24 protein-coding genes and 1 tRNA gene are annotated in these 19,254 nt (G+C 35.8%); all 25 read left to right on the forward strand.

The window, feature by feature from the left end:
• The first annotated feature begins 20 nt into the window (after window positions 1–20).
• Window positions 21–761, forward strand: coding sequence for a hypothetical protein (locus ACINWC743_RS22510; protein ID WP_009587156.1), 741 nt, complete (start codon window positions 21–23; stop codon window positions 759–761).
• Between the two features lie 10 nt (window positions 762–771).
• A tRNA-Gly gene (locus ACINWC743_RS22515) sits at window positions 772–847 on the forward strand.
• Between the two features lie 389 nt (window positions 848–1,236).
• The gene (locus tag ACINWC743_RS25025; RefSeq protein WP_264753070.1) at window positions 1,237–1,725 is read left to right on the forward strand and encodes a phage capsid protein; all 489 of its coding nucleotides are present in this window, start codon (window positions 1,237–1,239) and stop codon (window positions 1,723–1,725) included.
• 43 nt (window positions 1,726–1,768) lie between these two features.
• The gene (locus tag ACINWC743_RS25145) at window positions 1,769–1,969 is read left to right on the forward strand and encodes a hypothetical protein (RefSeq protein WP_264753071.1); all 201 of its coding nucleotides are present in this window, start codon (window positions 1,769–1,771) and stop codon (window positions 1,967–1,969) included.
• Between the two features lie 120 nt (window positions 1,970–2,089).
• Window positions 2,090–2,656 (forward strand): hypothetical protein, encoded by a 567-nt coding sequence (locus tag ACINWC743_RS22525; protein ID WP_009587147.1) that lies wholly within the window; start codon window positions 2,090–2,092, stop codon window positions 2,654–2,656.
• Window positions 2,649–4,094, forward strand: coding sequence for a hypothetical protein (locus tag ACINWC743_RS22530; RefSeq protein ID WP_009587135.1), 1,446 nt, complete (start codon window positions 2,649–2,651; stop codon window positions 4,092–4,094). Before ACINWC743_RS22525 ends, ACINWC743_RS22530 begins: the two co-directional genes overlap by 8 nt.
• A 52-nt stretch (window positions 4,095–4,146) precedes the next feature.
• On the forward strand, window positions 4,147–4,776 hold the full coding sequence (locus ACINWC743_RS25030) for a hypothetical protein (protein ID WP_227510950.1): 630 nt from the start codon (window positions 4,147–4,149) through the stop codon (window positions 4,774–4,776).
• Between the two features lie 600 nt (window positions 4,777–5,376).
• Window positions 5,377–5,709, forward strand: coding sequence for a DNA-binding protein (locus ACINWC743_RS22535; protein WP_009587152.1), 333 nt, complete (start codon window positions 5,377–5,379; stop codon window positions 5,707–5,709).
• Window positions 5,710–5,799: 90 nt separating this feature from the next.
• Window positions 5,800–6,522, forward strand: coding sequence for a hypothetical protein (locus tag ACINWC743_RS22540; protein WP_009587132.1), 723 nt, complete (start codon window positions 5,800–5,802; stop codon window positions 6,520–6,522).
• The gene (locus tag ACINWC743_RS22545) at window positions 6,495–6,956 is read left to right on the forward strand and encodes a GNAT family N-acetyltransferase (RefSeq protein WP_009587127.1); all 462 of its coding nucleotides are present in this window, start codon (window positions 6,495–6,497) and stop codon (window positions 6,954–6,956) included. The genes ACINWC743_RS22540 and ACINWC743_RS22545 overlap by 28 nt, the downstream gene beginning before the upstream one ends.
• 48 nt (window positions 6,957–7,004) lie before the next feature.
• On the forward strand, window positions 7,005–7,196 hold the full coding sequence (locus ACINWC743_RS22550; protein ID WP_009587146.1) for a hypothetical protein: 192 nt from the start codon (window positions 7,005–7,007) through the stop codon (window positions 7,194–7,196).
• Entirely contained in the window at window positions 7,174–7,566 is a 393-nt protein-coding gene (locus tag ACINWC743_RS22555; RefSeq protein ID WP_009587148.1) for a hypothetical protein, read from the forward strand. Before ACINWC743_RS22550 ends, ACINWC743_RS22555 begins: the two co-directional genes overlap by 23 nt.
• Window positions 7,567–7,569: 3 nt before the next feature.
• Window positions 7,570–9,594 carry a hypothetical protein gene (locus ACINWC743_RS22560; RefSeq protein WP_009587124.1) on the forward strand — a complete coding sequence of 675 codons (2,025 nt, stop codon included), beginning with the start codon at window positions 7,570–7,572 and terminating at the stop codon, window positions 9,592–9,594.
• Between the two features lie 12 nt (window positions 9,595–9,606).
• Entirely contained in the window at window positions 9,607–9,786 is a 180-nt protein-coding gene (locus ACINWC743_RS22565; RefSeq protein ID WP_009587158.1) for a hypothetical protein, read from the forward strand.
• A gap of 151 nt (window positions 9,787–9,937) precedes the next feature.
• Window positions 9,938–11,929: a hypothetical protein gene (locus tag ACINWC743_RS22570; protein ID WP_009587115.1), complete on the forward strand. Its 1,992-nt coding sequence runs from the start codon at window positions 9,938–9,940 to the stop codon at window positions 11,927–11,929.
• Window positions 11,930–11,941: 12 nt separating this feature from the next.
• Window positions 11,942–13,240 carry a hypothetical protein gene (locus ACINWC743_RS22575; protein ID WP_009587141.1) on the forward strand — a complete coding sequence of 433 codons (1,299 nt, stop codon included), beginning with the start codon at window positions 11,942–11,944 and terminating at the stop codon, window positions 13,238–13,240.
• A gap of 47 nt (window positions 13,241–13,287) precedes the next feature.
• Window positions 13,288–13,833: a hypothetical protein gene (locus tag ACINWC743_RS22580; RefSeq protein ID WP_009587118.1), complete on the forward strand. Its 546-nt coding sequence runs from the start codon at window positions 13,288–13,290 to the stop codon at window positions 13,831–13,833.
• 13 nt (window positions 13,834–13,846) lie between these two features.
• Entirely contained in the window at window positions 13,847–14,506 is a 660-nt protein-coding gene (locus ACINWC743_RS22585; protein ID WP_009587144.1) for a hypothetical protein, read from the forward strand.
• A 36-nt stretch (window positions 14,507–14,542) separates the two neighbouring features.
• Window positions 14,543–15,064 carry a hypothetical protein gene (locus ACINWC743_RS22590; RefSeq protein WP_009587125.1) on the forward strand — a complete coding sequence of 174 codons (522 nt, stop codon included), beginning with the start codon at window positions 14,543–14,545 and terminating at the stop codon, window positions 15,062–15,064.
• A gap of 156 nt (window positions 15,065–15,220) precedes the next feature.
• Entirely contained in the window at window positions 15,221–15,478 is a 258-nt protein-coding gene (locus ACINWC743_RS22595; RefSeq protein ID WP_152686898.1) for a hypothetical protein, read from the forward strand.
• Window positions 15,479–15,636: 158 nt separating this feature from the next.
• Window positions 15,637–16,761 (forward strand): hypothetical protein, encoded by a 1,125-nt coding sequence (locus ACINWC743_RS22600; protein WP_227510952.1) that lies wholly within the window; start codon window positions 15,637–15,639, stop codon window positions 16,759–16,761.
• 416 nt (window positions 16,762–17,177) lie between these two features.
• On the forward strand, window positions 17,178–17,771 hold the full coding sequence (locus ACINWC743_RS22605; protein ID WP_009587143.1) for a hypothetical protein: 594 nt from the start codon (window positions 17,178–17,180) through the stop codon (window positions 17,769–17,771).
• 79 nt (window positions 17,772–17,850) lie between these two features.
• Window positions 17,851–18,162 (forward strand): hypothetical protein, encoded by a 312-nt coding sequence (locus ACINWC743_RS23620; RefSeq protein ID WP_009587142.1) that lies wholly within the window; start codon window positions 17,851–17,853, stop codon window positions 18,160–18,162.
• A 34-nt stretch (window positions 18,163–18,196) separates the two neighbouring features.
• On the forward strand, window positions 18,197–18,952 hold the full coding sequence (locus tag ACINWC743_RS22610; RefSeq protein WP_009587151.1) for a hypothetical protein: 756 nt from the start codon (window positions 18,197–18,199) through the stop codon (window positions 18,950–18,952).
• 122 nt (window positions 18,953–19,074) lie between these two features.
• Window positions 19,075–19,254: hypothetical protein (locus tag ACINWC743_RS25360; RefSeq protein ID WP_416202102.1), on the forward strand; the 180-nt coding region annotated here is incomplete at its 3' end.

Genomic DNA, 19,254 nt, shown 5'->3' on the forward strand with positions numbered 1-19,254 from the left:
AATATAGAAAAGAGAAAAGAATGACAGACAACTTAGAACAATCTATTGGTGATAATACAAGTATAGATACAACTAATAATACACTGTTAAATACGGTTAATAATACAACGATTAATAGTGATATTCCTGATAAATTTAAAGTAACAAGTGAAGATGGATCAATTGATTATCAAGCCACACTATCCAAAATGAATGATTCGTATGCGTATCTTGAAAAACGTGTCGGCACTTCTGACCTTCCTCCTAAGACTGAAGATGAATATTCAATTGAGCGTGAAGGTTTCGACTTTAACGAGTTCAAGAAAGATGAAAGTAATAACTCATTTCTTAAATCAGCACATGCTCAAGGTATAACAAACAAGCAATTAGATTTCCTCTTAACTGAATATGATAAGAGAGCTATTGACCTAGTATCCAATAACTCACAACTCGATACAGATACAGCAGTCAACACATTACAAACTGAATGGGGTAAAGACTATGAATCAAATATCTTCAATGCAGTGAAGGCAGCAAGATCAGCAGGATTAACAGAAGAACATTTCAATGATCCTAGTATTGGAAACAATGTAGCAGTGATTAAAGCACTTGCTTATTTTGGCTCACAACTACAAGAAGATCGAGCAACGAGTAATGGTGTACCAGTTAAGGAAGATATACAGACTTTATTAAGATCAGATGCATTACATGATCCACGCCATCCTGAACACAAAGCTACTAAAGAACGTATAGACGTTTATTACAACAGCCTTCGTAGATAAGAAGGCTCATGCGGATATAGCTTAATGGTAGAGTGGCAAGACTTCCGACTTTGCAGATACGGATTCGATTTCCGTTATCCGCTCCAGAATATAAATAGATCCCATTTGGCGAATGGATAAATCTTATAGCCATACCAAGTCCTTATGTAGAGATAAGAACGGTATTCAATTTATCAGCCCATACGGACAACTGAACAACACTAGCTCTACAATCACAATACATTCAAAATAAGTCTATAAATACAATAAAATATACAACTATAAATAGATTTATAAATAAACAATAAAATAAATAAATCTTATAATAATAAGGACATAATAACTATGGCAACTCCATACGATACAATTGATTCGATCTTCGTTAAGCAGTACAGTGACACGTTTGTAGCCATGCTTGGCAAGGTTGAAAGCACACTATTATCAACAGTAACGAATATCGGTTCAGTAACACGGTACTTCTTTTACAGCTAATGAAATCCTAAATACATTAGGTGAAGTACAAGCAGGTGTTGAACGCTTTGGTGCAACTCAATACTCAGACGTATCCTTTGCTTCTCGCATAGCAGTAATGAGTGATTATCCAAACTTTACACGTAATGCAATTCAAGACTTCTATAAACTCAAAGCAGATCCTTCAGATCGTCAACTTACCTACTTACGTCAGAAATGGAACAAACACGTTGATAAGGTCGTTTACAATGCCTTGTTAGGTACAGCTCAACGTAAAGTGACAGGTGCAGATACATATACACCAGTAGCACTTCCATCAACTCAAGTGTTAGGTGATGCAACAGCTCCAATTACAAAGCAACTGTTAATCGACATTAAAACGAAATTCCTAGAGAACGAAGTTGAAGAAGAAATTTATTTAACCTATAACGCTGCAATGCTTAATGCAATCTTAGCTGATAAAGAATTAACTTCAGCCGATTACCTAGCAGGACAAATGTTACAGCGTCGGTGAGCTAAATAATTTTTTAGGATTTAACTGGATTCATTGGGAAGGCATTAAATCAGCAGATGGTTTATCTGCAACTGGGGTCGCTTATACACGTCAATCTGTAGAAGTGGGTATGAATACAATCTCACCTTTAAAGATTGTTGAAGTCGAAACTCAAAACCGTTTTCACTCAATTGGTCATATTGAATCTATTGGTGCTATGCGTGTTTCAGAACAACGAGTAGTCGCATTTAAATTTAAAGTTTAATTGTATAAATACAACTATATTTGGATTTATAAATAGAACAATAAATAAAATTAAGCTCTCTATCTAGCAGGGTAGGGGGCTTCTTAAACATAATAAAAACAATAACTAAGGACGCTACAATTGACCACTAAAGTAGATATTTCTAACCAAGCTCTAAGTATGATTGGTGCAGATTCGATTACTTCATTTGAAGAAAACACATCAACAGCAAGACGTATGAAAACGCTCTACGATACATCAAGAAAGGCTGTACTTAGACTTCATCCATTTCATTGTGCTACCAAGCGCATCAAACTATCACCATTAAGCACATGTCCTGAATTTGGCTATGCTTACCAATTCCAATTACCCGATGACCTTGTAACAGTTATCAATGCCAACACTGAAGATTATGTGATTGAGAATGACAAGATCCTTTCAAACAACAATCAACTTCAACTCGTATATGTATTCGATTTAAAGAATGAAGAAAGATTCGACACACTATTTACTGAATGCTTAATCCTTTATCTCGCATCTAAAATCAGTAAAGCCATAACAGGCAATCAAGGCAATGCAGACAGTTTATACATGCAATGCCAGGAACTACTAAAACAAGCTAAAGCAATCCAAGCGCAGGAAGTACCAAGTCCTCAATTCTTTAAAGATTCGGACTATGCAATTATCAGAGGTCGCTACAATGGCTAAGATTTCGCTAATTCAAAATAACTTCACTTCAGGCGAACTTAGTCCACATATCTATATGCGTACTGATTTAGCTCAATATCGAAATGGTGCAAAAGAAGTTTTAAATATGCTTCCCATCATTGAAGGCGGAATTAAGAGAAGGGGAGGTACTCAAGTTCTTAAAGAAACAACGAACGCAATTAGAATCATTCCCTTTGTTTTAAGCCACACACAATCCTACATTCTTGTTTTTAAACCTTTACAGATCGACATACTTGATTTAAACGGTTCAACCATCAAATCATTGGCTACTCCATATTCAGCAACTGATATACCTGAAATAACCTACTATCAAAACAGATATAATCTTTATTTAGCACACGGTAATCATCCCTTATCATGGCTTAGATGTAGTACAGATTTAACCAATTGGGCTTATGACGTTATTAATTACAGCGTACCGCCACTAGAAGAAGTAGATACACCATTTGTTGCAATTAAATCATCAGAAACAGCAACAGGGAAAAAAGCGATAGTTACAGCATCACTTTATAATGAATATGACAACACTAAACGATATGAAAAAGATGACATAGTTTGGTACAGAATAGATCGAACAAAAAATTATTTTAAAGCAAAAAAAGTCACTCAAGGACATACACCAACATTAGGTAGTTCTATTGAAGGTGGTTTTGTAGATGATGAATATTGGGAAATAATACAAACAGAAAGCGTTACTGCATTTAATGAAGCAGATAAAGGAAAATTTATCTTCATCAATGAAGGTATTATCCGTATAGATGAATTTATCTCTACTAGTGAAGTGAGGGGCGAGATTCTTGTAAAACTCAAAGCCGATATTGAAGCAATTAGTAGAAGTTGGACATTAAAGGCTGACATATTTACAGCAGAGTTGGGCTATCCAAAATGCGTAACAATTTATCAACAGCGATTGGTATTAGGCGGGACAAAAACTTATCCGAACTATATATTTTTTAGCCGTGTCGGTGATGAAACAAACTTTCTTCCCACTACTACAGATGGTGACAGTTTCACAGTATCAGCAAGTTCAGACTTATTAACCAATGTTCTACACCTTTCCCAAAGCAGGGGAGTCGTCGTATTTAGTGGTGGATCTGAATTAGCCATCAATTCAACAAATGCACTTACTCCAACCAATGCAAATATCCTAGAACATACAAGCTATGGAATATCAGAAAACGTCAAACCAATAAAAGTAGGCTCAGAATTATTATTCGTACAGCGTGGCAGTACAAAACTTAGAACATTAGTTTATGACTACTCAGCCGATGGCTTAGTATCAAATGAACTTACAGTCTTGGCTTCACATATACCTGAAGATCATGGGGGCTTTAAAGAAATGTGCTATCAACAATCACCATCTCAATTGGTATGGATTGTTCTTCGGAGATGGCACATTAGCAACCTTAACCCTTAATCGAGAACAGTCAGTGACTTCATTTGCACGACATGACATAGGCGGTACAGTAATGAGTACGCTCTGCCTTCCAACAACAACAGGCGCAGATAAACTATTTTTTCTCGTCAACAGGAATGGGACAGTACAAATCGAGCAGTTAAAAGAGGATTTATTATTAGATTCAGTCAAAACATTAACTGTAGTTAAAGCAGGAAACGCTAAAACAGTAACTGATCCACTGATTAGCCAATTAGGGGACCAGGTATCTACTTACTACAAAGACGATGACAACCTATATGTAGTTCCAATCACTTCGAGAAATGGAAACACACTCACAATAGATGTAGCAGATGATGTAGATACTATTTATATAGGACGTAAATTCACATCGAGAGTCAGTTTATTTCCGCCTGAAGTACAAGGCAGTCCTGCAACAAGCAATCCTTCATTATTCAAAATTAACTATATCAACTTATATATGTATAGATCTATCAATCCTAAGATCAATGGACAGATAGTAGAAATGAAAGAATTTAACGAAAACTTGTTTAATCCACCTGAACCTGTAACAGGATCAAAGAGAATCGAAATGAACGGATGGAATACCTTCGATAACTTTAAGCTCATCATTGAGCAAGACGAACCATTACCGCTTCATATCACAGCTTTAGTACTAGAGCATAATTTCAATGACAGGTAGCTAGTTATAAGATTAGTGCGACAGCATTTAACGTACTTATATCGTTGTCTCTATTTTTCACATTAAACACAAGATATAGTGTTTGTAATTCCATTAAGACACAATAAGATTAGAGAATTAAAACATCGACCGAAATACACACTCTAAATGCCCTTAGATGATCCACAGATGATCCACATTTAATTTTTTCATCGTTCTTGGGTCGTTTCCACCTAAAAGGTAAAAAAACGGTCAAAATCGCAAATAAGTGCGATATTTGAAATATTATGTTTGACTTAACAGAAATGATCATGCATCATTATCGTGCTGAAATAATTTTGAGCAACACAAAAAGGCCCTAGACAAAAGTCTAGAGCCATTTTGGAAAACTTAGAATAACCTAAGCAACTTTATATAGTGGATAAAAGTAGTCAATATGGATAGCTAACTCCTACATCAGCTAGCCGACTTCTTAAATCTGGTATTTTATACTACAGGTATAACTATAATTACGCAAATAAAAAGTGTAACAGTGGTTTTACTTGAACGATGACTAACCAGTAAAGAAGGGACTATTTCCACTGTTTTTCAATGATTTGACAAACAAGGGGAGTAAAGCCCATGTCAACAACAGCAACACCCTCACCTTATAAGTTTCCACGTCGGAATACTTACCCAGCAGCCATTCTTTCTGAATTATTAGATGGTAAACGTATTACGAATGCTCAAATGATGGATAAGTTAAATTGTCCTCATGCCGCATCAGTAATGGGTCATCTACGAAATGCATGTCATTGGGGTGTTCTAATCCGAGATCGTACTAAATCAACGTATTCAGGATTGGGTGAATTAACCCATGAAAAAGAGTATTGGCTTGATGGTAAAGATATTGTGGATTTAAAAGCTAGCGATCCTCGGGTTGAAAAGTTTTTAAAAGCTAACCGTAAGTCATAAATAAAACCTAGCTTTGAAAGAAAGGTGTTCTTCGGGATGCCTTTTTTATTACAGTAGTATTAGATAAAATGAACATTATGAGAAATTTATATGAAAAAGAAAGACAATCAAGATGATTCAGCCATCGCTCAATCAGGATGGGAAATGTTAGATAATTATGGAGACAAAATTATCGAAGCAACTGTAGAAGGAGTAGCTTCTGATTTACTGTCATCAATTCCATTGGCAACAATAGCAATGGGGGTTTTTAAAGGATATAAGAAGTATAAAGAGAAGCAGAATTTTATAAAATTTGTATCATTTATCAGAAGTTATAGAACAAATACGGATGAAGAAATAAAAGACTATCTAAAAGAAAACCCTACATCTGAAGTTGGTGAATATACTCTAAGTCTTTTAGAAGAGCTAACGAGTCCACGTCAAACAGAAATGTTAGGGCGGGCTACTGCATTACTACTTAATAAAGTTATAAATGAAGCTACGTTTTATGAATATAGTTATATTATTTCGAAACTAAATCCTCATTTATTTACCTTATTAGAAGGATTAAAAAGTAAATATTTTAAAGATGAAAATGGTAGGGATGACCTTCGAAAAAAGCTGGAATTAAGTAACAGTAGAAGCGGACTTTATATTAGAAATCCTAATCAAGATTTATTAAGTTTCAGTTTTTTAGATGCAAAAGAAATAGAAATTACGACAGATATGACTTCGCTACCTGAGCAATGCTATGAAGTTAATACACATTTTAATAAGTTTTATACAAAAGTAGTTTTAGGAGAACAATGTACACCACCACAAAGGCGAGAATAATAGATATTCCCGAACTGTTAGAAATAGCAGTTCAATTTTGGAATGAATCTCCAACATACTCACAGCGTCCAATGGACATAAAAAAAGTCGAACTTCACCTTAAAAGCCTTGTGTGTTTTCCCTCTACAGGATGCCTATTGGTTTGCAAAGATGAATCAGGAAAAATACTTGGTGGCTTTGCAGGAGGCATACACGTTGAATGGTTCGGACATTCTATTCAGACATTTGATTATTGTATTTTTGTCAGACCTGAAAATAGAGGAAGCCGTACCGCCTACCTACTTATTAAAGCATTTATAGCGTGGTCAAAGGAACAAGGTGCGAACCATATACAGTGTGGAACTGCAACTAAGATAGATACTGAAAAGACAATAAACTTCTATAAAAAGATGGGCTTCGAGCATACAGGTTCTTTTTTAGAAATGAAATTATAACACTAAAAATACAACTATTATTATAACTATAAATAAAAGGATAAGAATATGGCAGCAGCAGGTGCGGCAGCGGTCGCTTATTGGGCAACAACAGCTTTAGCTGTAGCAGGCACAGCTTATGGTGTATATACAGCGCAACAATCATCTAAAGCACAATCTAAACAGTCAGAAATTAATGCTCAAAGTGCTGAAAGTGCAGGACGTGTAGAAGCAAATCGTGTCAGAGAATTACGGACGTAAACAAGCGAGTTCAGCTAGAACACAGGCAGCAGCAAATGGATTAGATCTAAGTGCAGACAATACCGTAGTCGATGTGATTGATAACGATATTAATAGCAATGCATATAAGGACGCATGGACAAGTTTCTTCAATGCTAAGAATCAATCTACACAATATAAGAACGATGCATCTAACTTCAATTCTCAAGCTCATAACGCAACTGTAAGCGGTGTTTTAAATACAACATCAACAGCTTTAAATGCGTATGGTAATACTCCATCAAATGCATTCAGTAATAAGACTTCAACGCAATCAGTGAACAGTATTCAATCCAATGCTTTAACGATGGACACAAGCAGATTAAAACAAAATTCTTCAGGATGGGCTTAATCGATGGCACAAATCCCATTAGGCAACTTTGGTAGCGTTATGCCACAAGCAGGACAGGGTAGAGTTATTGATACAGGTGCAGGGCAAGTCGCTCAAGCTGTAGATACACTAACTCAAGTTGGACAACACGTTTCAGCTAAACAATTACATGAGCAACAGAAGATACAGGATGAAAAAGACGAATATACATTCAATGTCGAAGCTTCTAAATATAGCGCACAGTACTACGACACTTTAACTGAAACTAAGCAAAAGTTAGTTACTGGCGAATTGAATGAACAATCTGCTAAAGACTATCTACAACTTAAAAATGATGAATTAAAAGCTAACTTTGAAGGCTCAATACCTGAAAAGCAAAAAAATAAATTTAACTACTATACTGAAAAGACATTATTCGATTCATACCAAACAATTAAACCATTGGCTTATGAAGTTGAACGCAACAAGATCAATGCAGATTTTCAGCAAGTATCAGAAGCAACTTTAAAAATAGAAAACCGTGAACAAGCTGAAGCTTTATTCAAAGCAACACTTGAACGTAATCCAGTCTTAACGCCTGAACAAAGAGTTGAGCAATTAGATCATTGGAAACAACGCAGAGATTTGTCAGATGGTAAAGGTGTACTTACTCACCTAGAAACAGATAAAGACGTTGAAGGCTTAAAGAAGGTCTATGATGACGTAGACAGTATTTTTCCTAATATGAAAGTTGAAACTAGGGATGCTTATAAAAATCAGATCCAAGATACAATTGACCGTATCAACAAAGAACAAGCTGTAGCTCAACAAAAAGTATTGAATGAAGCCAAACAACTCGCCAATGATTTTAGAACTGATGCTCTTACAGGTTTTCCAATTTCAGCAGAACGTACACAAGCTGTATTAGCTAAAGTTGCAGGAACGGAATATGAAGCACAAGTCCGTGAAGATTTAGCAATGAATAAAGAAGCTCAAGCGTTTAGAAAACTATCACCGCTTGAACAAGAAAGACGTATATCTTCAATTACTACATCATTAGAAGGTACACCACAATCAGATGGTTCATTGCTTCAAAGACAATTGAATATGTTTAAAGCGATTTCTACTACAACTAAGCAAAGAGCTAATAATGATCCAATGGCTTTATTACCTAATGTTGGTCATGTTGCACCTGAATTAATTGGTACAGGTAAAGCAAATTTTAAACAAGCTCAATTAACTACTCAAATCCTAGCTGAAAATAAACAGAAAAATGGTGGTGTAGGTTCACTGATACAATGGAACACTTCAGAACGTAAAGCATTTACCGATCGCTATTTTGATGCAACGCCACAACAACAAAGAACTATGCTTACTGACTTAACTAAAATGGTAGGGGATAACAAAGACGCTCAATTAGAATACTTTAAATTGATTAGTCCTAATAATCCTTATGATTATGTTGGTGTAGCAAAACTCAATCAAATGGATGTTGTATTGCATGGCACAAATGTTCGAGTAGCTGACTTAATTTTAGAAGGCAAACATTTACTTAAAACTGGTGAAGATAAGTTATTAGGTAGTCAAAAAGAATTTGAAAACCAAGTAGCATCAGAATTTGGTAACTCAACAACAAAAGGACAACTTGAATATCGTACTTATGCAAATATGGCATATTCAGCTTATATCGGATTAGCTAAACATTATCCTGACAAAATTAAAGTAGATGAAAAAGGAAAGCCATTTATTAATAAGGAATTGGCTAAACAAGCGTTTGATGTGACAACAGGTGGTACTTATAAGCAAAGCTTTGGTAAGAATACCAATACTGTTTTTATGCCTTATGGCTACACACAAGATACTTTTCAAGACTATTTAGAAGAACATTTCCGTACAACATTTAAAAAAGAAACAGGTATTGTCTATGACTTACAAGTCCTTGATGACTATGCAATAAGACGTAAATCAGGTTATAGCCATTTATTTGAATTTGTTCAGCCGAACGGCACAGTATTAAATAATCCAAGAACAGGTAAACCCTATTTCATTGCCATACCTCCAAAACAATAATAAAGGAACAACATGGGCTTATTAAGCGAAGAATTTACACAACAAGACAAACAATTTGATCAATCACACGGTACAGACATTCGACCTTATAAACGTGGAACAGCTTCAGATATTGGACTCGGTGCTTTATCAGGTACAGCTAAAGGTGTGTTATCTGTTTCTAATGCAGTAAGCCGTTTTGTAGAGCGGTGATGAAGTCGCTGATAGACGTGGACAACAAACGTTTGAAGCACTTACACCTAAAAATCAAAGTACAGCAGGTCATATTGCTTCAGGTTTAGGTGAAGTTGTAGGTCAAGCAGCAACAGGCGCAGTATTTGGTGGTTATGGTGCTGTAGCAACAGTGGGTTTAGGAAGTCGTGATATAGAACATACTCGACTAACTCAACAACTTGGTGTAGATCAGAATACAGCAGATACAGTATCCAATATTACAGGTGTGTCTATGGCTGCATTAACAGCCGTTCCAATGTCTAACGTATTTAAAAGTGCAATCAAAGATTATGCCACTACTGTAGGTGGTACAACCATTGCAGGGCAAGCTATGACTTATGTTCAAGGAGATATTCTTGAAAATAAGGGGTATAAGAAACAAGGCGAAATGTATAAGGAAATGGCGACAGATCCTACAATGATTGCTTTGAACCTTGGTATTGGTTCTGCATTTTGGGCTTTAGGTCGTGCTAGACAAGATCCTAATGTATCGCAAGATCAACTTAAACAAATTGAAGCAGAAGCCCAAGCAACCATAGATCAAGCGATTAAAGAAGCTGATTTAAACAGTAGCCCAACCGAACTAAAAACAATGACAGATACACTTCAACATGAAGCAAATTTGAATACAGCGATTGATCAAGTTATGAAAGGTGAAAAGGTTAAAATCAAACAAGCTACAGGTGGCACACCTAAACAACCTACAGCTCAATTTGATATAAAAGCTCTAGTTCATAGTAATCAAAGTCAACGTGTCAAAGACAGTTATCAAGCAGCTCAAGTAGCAGGATTTTCACCTTCACAAGCTAGAGCATTAGTCGGGGAACTTGGTCGAGAAAATGGATTCAATCTCGATACTATGTTCGGCTCACATCAGGACCAGGCGAACCATAAAACTAATAGAGGTATTTTTAGTTGGCAAGATGCATTAGCAGGGAAAGGGCGATTAACTAATTTAATGAACCACATGCAAGCCAAAGGCTTAGTGAATGCAGATGGAACATTTAAACGTACCAATGAATCTTTAACAGCTCAATTCGAGTTTTTAAGAAAAGAGATTGAAGCCAATTCAAAATGGAAAAAATCCTTCCTTGATAAAAAGAATATTAGCAATGATGAAGCAAGGGCCGCATTAGGTGGTAAAGGAACAATTATCGGATGGGCTAGAGGTCAAACTAAACTGAAAAGTGGTGATAGTTTTGATTGGCAAGCTCATGAAGCTACAGCGAACAAATATTCAAATATGGTGGATGGTGAACCAATTTCTTCAGTACGTGTAGACGATACAGCTATAACGTCTGAAGCTCCAATTGCAAGCCGAGACTTATCAGCATTAGATGATACAATTCATCGAGCAGATTTTAAGGAAACTGTACCCCATGTTGTAGTTGATATACTTGATATGGAAACACTATTCCAACCACGACCAACAAAAATTAAAGATGATTTTGGTATGTTTGATTTTGAATCTTCGTTTTTCGATACACCATCTACAGTTAAACAAACTGATCCACATTTAGACACAGATGCACATGCTGATCTCTTTAAAATGATAGATGATGTGATCAAGGATATTGAAACAACTCCAATACCACATACAGCAGAAGGTGTCAGAGTTAAAAGTGGTGAAAAAGAGTTTAAGCCAAACGATTCAATAAAAGTCGATTGGAATGAAGCTACACGTTATGAAAATAAGAAGGCTCATAAGGAATTGAGCAGAACACATACAGATAAAGATGGAAATCTAATTCAAGAACTAAAATATCGTGACTCATACGTGGCTAGAACGGTAGACAGTGCAGGAAAAACTATTTCTGTTCATGTAGGACGTTTAAATAAATCTGATTTTAAGAACCATGCAGGCAATAAAGAGATTGAAACCGCCCTAAACCGTATTTTTAATACCAATAACTACGGTTATCTATCCCAAGTGCCTAAAGGTATAGATACGATCGCTCGATTAGAAGCAGATCCATCTAAAACAATTGCAAGTAAACGTACAGGTGAAGAATTTACAGCAGCTCAATGGAAGCAAAAACTTCAAAACGAACAAGACAATATCATTACCATGAAAAAAGCTATGCAAACTTTAGCTTCATGCGCTTTAAAGAAAGCATCATAATAAGAGAAATAAATGAAAGAACAATGTAAAAAAGCCGTAGAGGACGTATTAGGTAGAAAGCTATCTCAAAAAGAAGCTGAAATGCTCGAACATGAGTTTAAAAAGGCTAGTCGTGAACTTCCTGCTGAAGATATTAAAAAATGGAAGTCTATGTCTGACGAAGAACGTGCTGAAGCTATAGCAGATCGAGCAATCGAAAACTATACCAATCAGCATTTAAAAGACGTATCCAATCTAATCAATGACCTTGAGATTAGAGAGCAATTAACTAAAGAATTGCTGAGTCATCCAACACTTAATCCATTGGAGTCATTAAATCGCAAGTTAGTCATGCATACAGATCAATCAGGTATTTCTACAGTCGAACATCATATTCAAAACATTGAAAATAGATACATGGGTTCATTGGCTGACGTATTCGGTAAAACTCAAAAGAATATGGGCTTCCTACTTGATGCAGATAAAGTCGTTGTATTGGTTAAAGAAATATTTGGCAAAAAATCAGGTGATGCAGAAATTGAAGCTTTAGCTAAATCTGTAACTGATACTTTAGAAAATCTTAGATTACATTTTAATAGATATGGCGGTGATATTAAAAAACTTGCTAACTATGGCTTACCTCAATCTCACAGCTTTTATAAAGTCATTAAGAACGGTAAAGAATCTTGGGTGAATGAAGTTTTTCCTATGACCGATCGTGGTCGCTACAGACATGAAGATGGCAAGCTCATGAACGATGAAGAAGTTAAGAATGTATTACGTGCGGTGTACTCGACTATATCAAGTGAAGGTCACAATAAAGATGCATTGAAGTACCACAACGTACAATCTGAAGCTGAACTTCCTGTAGGCTTAAACATGCAAAATATGCATCAACATACCAGGGAAATACACTTTAAGGACGCTGACGCTTGGGTGGAATACCAGCAAAAATATGGTGACGTAAACTTCCATGACTTGCTATCAAACCACATCAGACGTATGAGTACAGAGATTGCCTTAATGCAGAACTTTGGTTCAAATCCTGAAAAAATGGTCAAACAAATGGGTTATGATCTACTTAATAAAATGATGCAAGATCCTAAATATGTGAATGAGCATAGAAAGATTCAGAAACAAGCTAAATTGATCGAGCGACATTATGACGAACTTGCAGGACAAGCCTTACCGATCGACAGTGAACTTGCTCAAGTCGGTGGTATTTTACGATCGTGGACGGTAGCCACAAAAATGCGGAAGCGCATTTATTACAGCATTTTCAGATCAGGCAACCATGAAACTTGCTTCAGAAATGAATGGAATTGCGTATAGAGAAGTATTCGGCAATCACATGAAACAGTTTTTCAATAAAGAAAATCATGACTTTGCTATCTCAATCGGTTTGCGGTGTACGTGAAATGACCAATAGCCTTGTAAGATTTGGTGACACAGACATTGCTTCAGCTTCAACTAAACTCACACAAGCCAATACAGGTGTTAGAAAACTAGCCAATGCCTTGATTAAAGCTTCAGGTTTGAACCATATCACAGCTTCAGCTAAACGTGGTTTTGGTACAGCGTTAATGCATCAAATCAGTAAATTAAACACTTCTAAGCAATGGCATGAAATAGGTGCTAAAGATAAGAAAATGTTAGAAGGCGGTGGTATTAAAGAAGATCATTGGAATCTACTTAGACAAATTGATCGTACTGAAGCTCCAGGCGGTGAAAAGTTAATTACCAATCAAGATATATTCAAAGCTTCAGATGACTTATTTTTAGATACATATCAAGTGAATAGAGAAGGCTATACAGTTCAAGAATTAGCTGATATTGCATTCAAACATAAAGAGAATTTAGCCAATACTTATATGTCACATATCTATACTGAAACGAATGCAGCAGTATTAGAAGTTCGGGGCTAGGGAACAAACTTTCATGTCAATTGGACGTGAACGTGGAACAGCAACTAATGAATTAGCTCGTTTTTTTTATCAATTTAAACAATTTCCATTGAGTTTCATTATGCGAATTTGGCAACGTGGTATTGCACAGAATACGCCACAAGAGAAGTTTGTGTACTTTGCTAAGATGTTTGCTTATACAACAGTGATGGGCGGTATCGTTGCTCAAGTTCAAAACCTAACAAATGGTAAAGATTTTGATGATCCAACAACTTTAGACTTCTATATGAAGTCGATTGTGAAAGGTGGCAGTGCTTCATTTTTAGCAGATGCCGTATCAGCTACAGCAGATCCTACAGATCGTAGTATTAAAGACTTCGTTATTCCAGCAGCCTTTAAAGATATTATGTCGGTCGGAACAATGGCTTTAGGTGGCGGTAAACAGTTCTTAGATGAGCGTGAATCGACTTACAGTGCTGAAGCCATTAATACGATTAAGAACAATACGCCTTTTCAAAATTTGTGGTACATAAGACTGATCTTCGATCGTTTAGTTGTGAGTGAACTACAAGATATGGTTGATCCAAACTATCGTGATAAGAAGCAAGCAAGACTTGAAAAGCTCGGCAATGGCTTTTGGTGGGATATGAATAATGAAAGTATTGAAATTCCTAAAATTAACCCCAATAAATAAATATACTTTACAACTACTAGCAATAGAGAAATGTTTATGCAAACGACAAAGCTAACATATTTTTTTCCATTAAAAGAAAATGGTTCTATATCTTGGAATGGTTCATCAATTGAATATGAAGAAATTGAGCATTTACCATCGGGGTATATAAAAGTTAAATTTCTAAAGGAACACCTACCTAGTCAAAATGCACCAAATATTGAAGTTGAGATTCCTGAATTTTTTATAATTGATAAAACTAATAAACGTATTTTAAATGATGATGGTAAGGAAATTGCTCTAACTAATATGTTGAAAAGACATCAGGGTATTGGATATGAAACAGATACGTTTCGATTCCAAGTAAGATTACTAAATAATCAATGTATTGAGCTTGAGGGGCTTGTTGGAAATGAACTCCCTACAACAAGTGGTAAAAAGATAGTTTTAGCCAATGGTTGCGAACAACTTATACCTGAAAATCTTGAAGCCAACTATATTCTTTTGAATAATGGACAAATTATATTGCCGTCTAGGAGTGGCGGTAAGACAATTGGTACTTTAATTAATAATCACTGATAACTTAGGCTAGTTCATCTAGCCTTTTTAATACAATATAAAATACAACGATAAATATAATTAATATTAGAACTATAAATATGAGTAAAATAGAAGAATACAAGTCTGAATTAATCCGTATTCAGGAAATATCATTACTAGACACAGTTGATCTATGTGAACGTGCGAATAACTGCGACAAAGAAACTAAGGTTCGGACGTGGTGATGCTTTTTGGCTCTACAAATCTGCTAACCAAACTTTGGCTATTGCAGCACGTATCGAACAACTATTAGAAGCTAAGAATAAAAATAATACAGCTACAGTAGAAGATGAAGAAAAACAAAAAGAAGCTGAAGCGGAAAAACTATTACAACAGATCCGTAAAGAACAAATTAAACGTAAAAAGGTATCTAAAAAAGATGAAGAAAAATAAGAAAGCTTCATTTACTGAATTTTATCTAGTCTATGCACATACTCAAAATTGGATAGTTCCAGACTTTCATTTAACTGTATGCGACTTTTTAGATAACTTTGGATCTCTAGGTGTACTCATGATGCCTAGACGGACATGGTAAATCGACACTACTTGAGATATTCAATGCCTACAGACTTTATAAAGATCCTGAAGAACTCATCCTTGCTCAATCAGCTACAGATGCAGATGCAAAGAAAACAAGTCGAGCTACAGCTCAGATGCTTGAACAAAATCCTTTAGCTTGGAATTGTAAACAAGAAAGAGGATCTGTAACGAAATGGTGGATTAAAGGATCTAGTGAAGTAAAACATGGCAACATGCATGTAAGAGGTATTCTTTCAAACGTCACAGGCGCAAGGGCAAGTCTTATAGTTAATGATGATACAGAAACGCCTACAACTACTGCTAGTCCTGAATTAAGAGAAAAGTTGAGATATAGATTATCTGAACAGATTCATATTCTCATACCCAAAGGGCAACGATTATTTGTTGGTACTCCACATGCTCAAGACAGTTTATATGCAAATTTGATTGAAGCAGAGGCAAATAATTTAGTTTTAAAAATGTTTGAAAAGGAAGCTCGATTTACTTCAAACCAAACAGAAATAAGAACGACTTTTAAGCCTATTTATATATTTAGTGGTATTGGAACACATGCCAAGCTACTCAAAGATTTTGATGATTACACCATTACTAAGCAAGAAACAGATTACTTAATCAAGCTGAAACAATCCTACCCATTAATCGACTGTTATTCAGAAGCACTATGGATTGATCGCTTCACTTCTGAAGTAATGGAACAACGTAGAAAAGAATGTACGACACTTGGCGAATGGGATTCTCAATATTTAATGCATAATAGATCAATCAATGAAATTAGATTAGATCCTGACAGATTAATTCCATATTCAGCAGAAGTAACATTCCATACAGCTAACAGAACAACAATGATGATGCTTGGTGATAAACGTATCGTATCAGCTACTTTAAAAGTAGATCCATCTTCAGGAAAAACTAAGTCTGATGTATCAGCGGCTGCTTTAGTGCTACAAGATGAACAAGGACGCTTATATTGGCACAGATCAATCGCTTTATTGGGTGATGTAGCTGTGACAGATGACAATGGACAGTTTACAGGTGGTCAAGCATGGCAAGTTGCAGATCTCGTTAAAGAGTTTAAGTTGCCCAATTTAGTCATCGAAACGAATCGGCATAGGTGGCTATTTCCCTTCTATCCTTAGAAGTGTACTCAAGAAACGTGGCATATATTGCGGTGTCATAGAACGACATGAAACGCTGAATAAAAATAAACGTATCTTAGAAGCGATCGAAGCACCACTACTTTCAGGCTTCCTATATGCACACCAATCAGTTTTAAAACTGAATGGACAAGATAGCCCACAAGTGAAGCAAATGCGCTTATACGATCCATCTATCACCAATAATGAAGATGACTATATCGACAGCTTAGCACGGTGGTATTAGTTCTGAACCAATCAAAATTGGTAGCAATGATCATTATCCAAGTTTTGATCAAAACAACAATTGGCTTCCAAACAACCAATACTTAGACATGAAAGTTGATTTTTAATACAACGATAATTACAAGTATAAATACAACAATAAAAAATAAATAATAATTAGGACTTATTAAAGAATGACAGTAGAAAATCAATTACCTTATCAATCATTTACAGCGAATGGCTTTACAACAGTATTTCCAACTCTATTTAAAATAGAAGATGAGGATAATGTTAAAGTCACAGCAAATGGAAAGGTCGTATCAACGAATGATTACAGTTATGATCGCCCACTTAATGCAATTGTCTTTTATCTTGCACCTACAGCAAATACAATAATTGAAGTTGAAAGAAAAACAAGTATAGATCGTTCAACCCAATATGAAACGTATAACAATAGTTTTAGACCTGAAGTACTAAATGAAGATTTGAATAGAATCATCCGTATATTACAAGAACTGAATTATACCGATTCAGTCATTATTCAAAACCTCGCAAAAGAGATACTTGAAAGGGCAAAGCAAGATAAAATATTACAAACACAAATCACTCAAAATACACTGACACTAGCAACAGTTCAGCAAATACAACAACAAGAAATTCAAAATAGAATTAATGGGGATCTACAGGTAGCTTTGAATGCAAAATCTTACACAGATTTTATGGTAACTATGAACAATACAAATCCAACAATATTTTCACGGTATTTCAGACAGTATCGTATTCACTGATTCAGGTGAAACACAGCAACAAATTAATGGAAAAACAATAAGAAATGGTGAATATCCAAAAGTACTAGGATCACCAGTATTGCTTAAACTTGATCCAAATAAAGCAAGTTTATTATATGGAATCAGTGATCCAATGCACTTAGATGACAATTTAAACAACTTTAGAGGTCTAAATAATCCTAATGCATGGAATGATTCAAACATACCAATTGGGGGTGTTGCATTTGGTAGAAATAATGTTCCATTTGCTTATTTATCGACGGCATTAGGACATGATTGCGTAGCTTATGGTGTTGCAAGTATTACAGGCGGTGCAGGCTCCTGTACAGGTAATCCCGATGTACCTTCTGATGGAGCTAATTATGGTTATTGCTCATTAGCCTATCGGTAAAGATACTCAAGCTCGTGGAAGAATCTCAAATGCGATGGGTCAAAACTGTATTTCTGAATCTCGATATACATCAACTGATGGGTATAACTGCTTTGCTGGTAAGGCATTACCAACACATCCTGACTATGGTACAGGTGAAGGAGAAGAAGGTGCTGCTGCAAGGGCGCATGGTTATGAATCAAAGGCATACGGTAACTTCGCTTTTGCTTATGGTAGCTTCTTAACAGCATACAATGGATGTCAGCTAATTGGTAAAGGTATGGTATCAAGTAAACGAGGTGTTGGTATTGGATACGGTGTAGATAGACCAACTATTTTTGCAAAAGAAGGTAATGGACAATTTGCTTGGGTTGGCTACAATACGGATGTTCCTCTATCTAAATATGATCACAGACTTGAGAAATCAGATACAGTAAGTTATACAATTGACGCTCAAGGCAGTGATTCAACTCTTGTTGCTTTTGAAGTCAAGGGTTTACTCGGTAATGGTACTTATGGAAGTCTGCATAATGTATTAGTTTCTCATACAAATTCAGGACAACCGTATGGAACTGTTCAATACAGACTAAACGGTCATGAATATCTAACTGTTGATCAATCACTTAAAGCAACGTTCACAGATGCAGTGGAAGTAGGAGGTGCAGGATTCCTTGTTGACGGTAAACGAGTTGTTGGTGGTCAATTAGAAGCTATTACTAATTTAGCAACGACAGCAACAGCGGTAGAAACCATCAATAAAGTGAATGAAATACTAACTGCATTACGTTCTCATGGATTGATAGCGACATAAGATGAAAACAGGCGATATTTACTTAACAGTTTTCTTATTTGCAATAGGCTTTGCTATTTACTTAGCAAAGTCTGTAGCGACTCAGAACTCAGATTCATGGTATGTGATTCGGTGCTAAAGCTATATTAAACGGCTTCACTAGCTTAACGGCAGGAGCAGTATTAATGTGGGCTTCAGTGCCAACTTTAGCGGTCGTTGGACTCGCTGCAATACTAGGAACTCTCGGTACAGAAGTCGTATGCAAATACTTTAAGAAACAACTCCATAAAAACATGAAAGATGTAAAACAAATCATCAAGGAT

The organism is Acinetobacter sp. WC-743 (assembly GCF_000335555.1).
Classification (GTDB): domain Bacteria; phylum Pseudomonadota; class Gammaproteobacteria; order Pseudomonadales; family Moraxellaceae; genus Acinetobacter; species Acinetobacter bereziniae.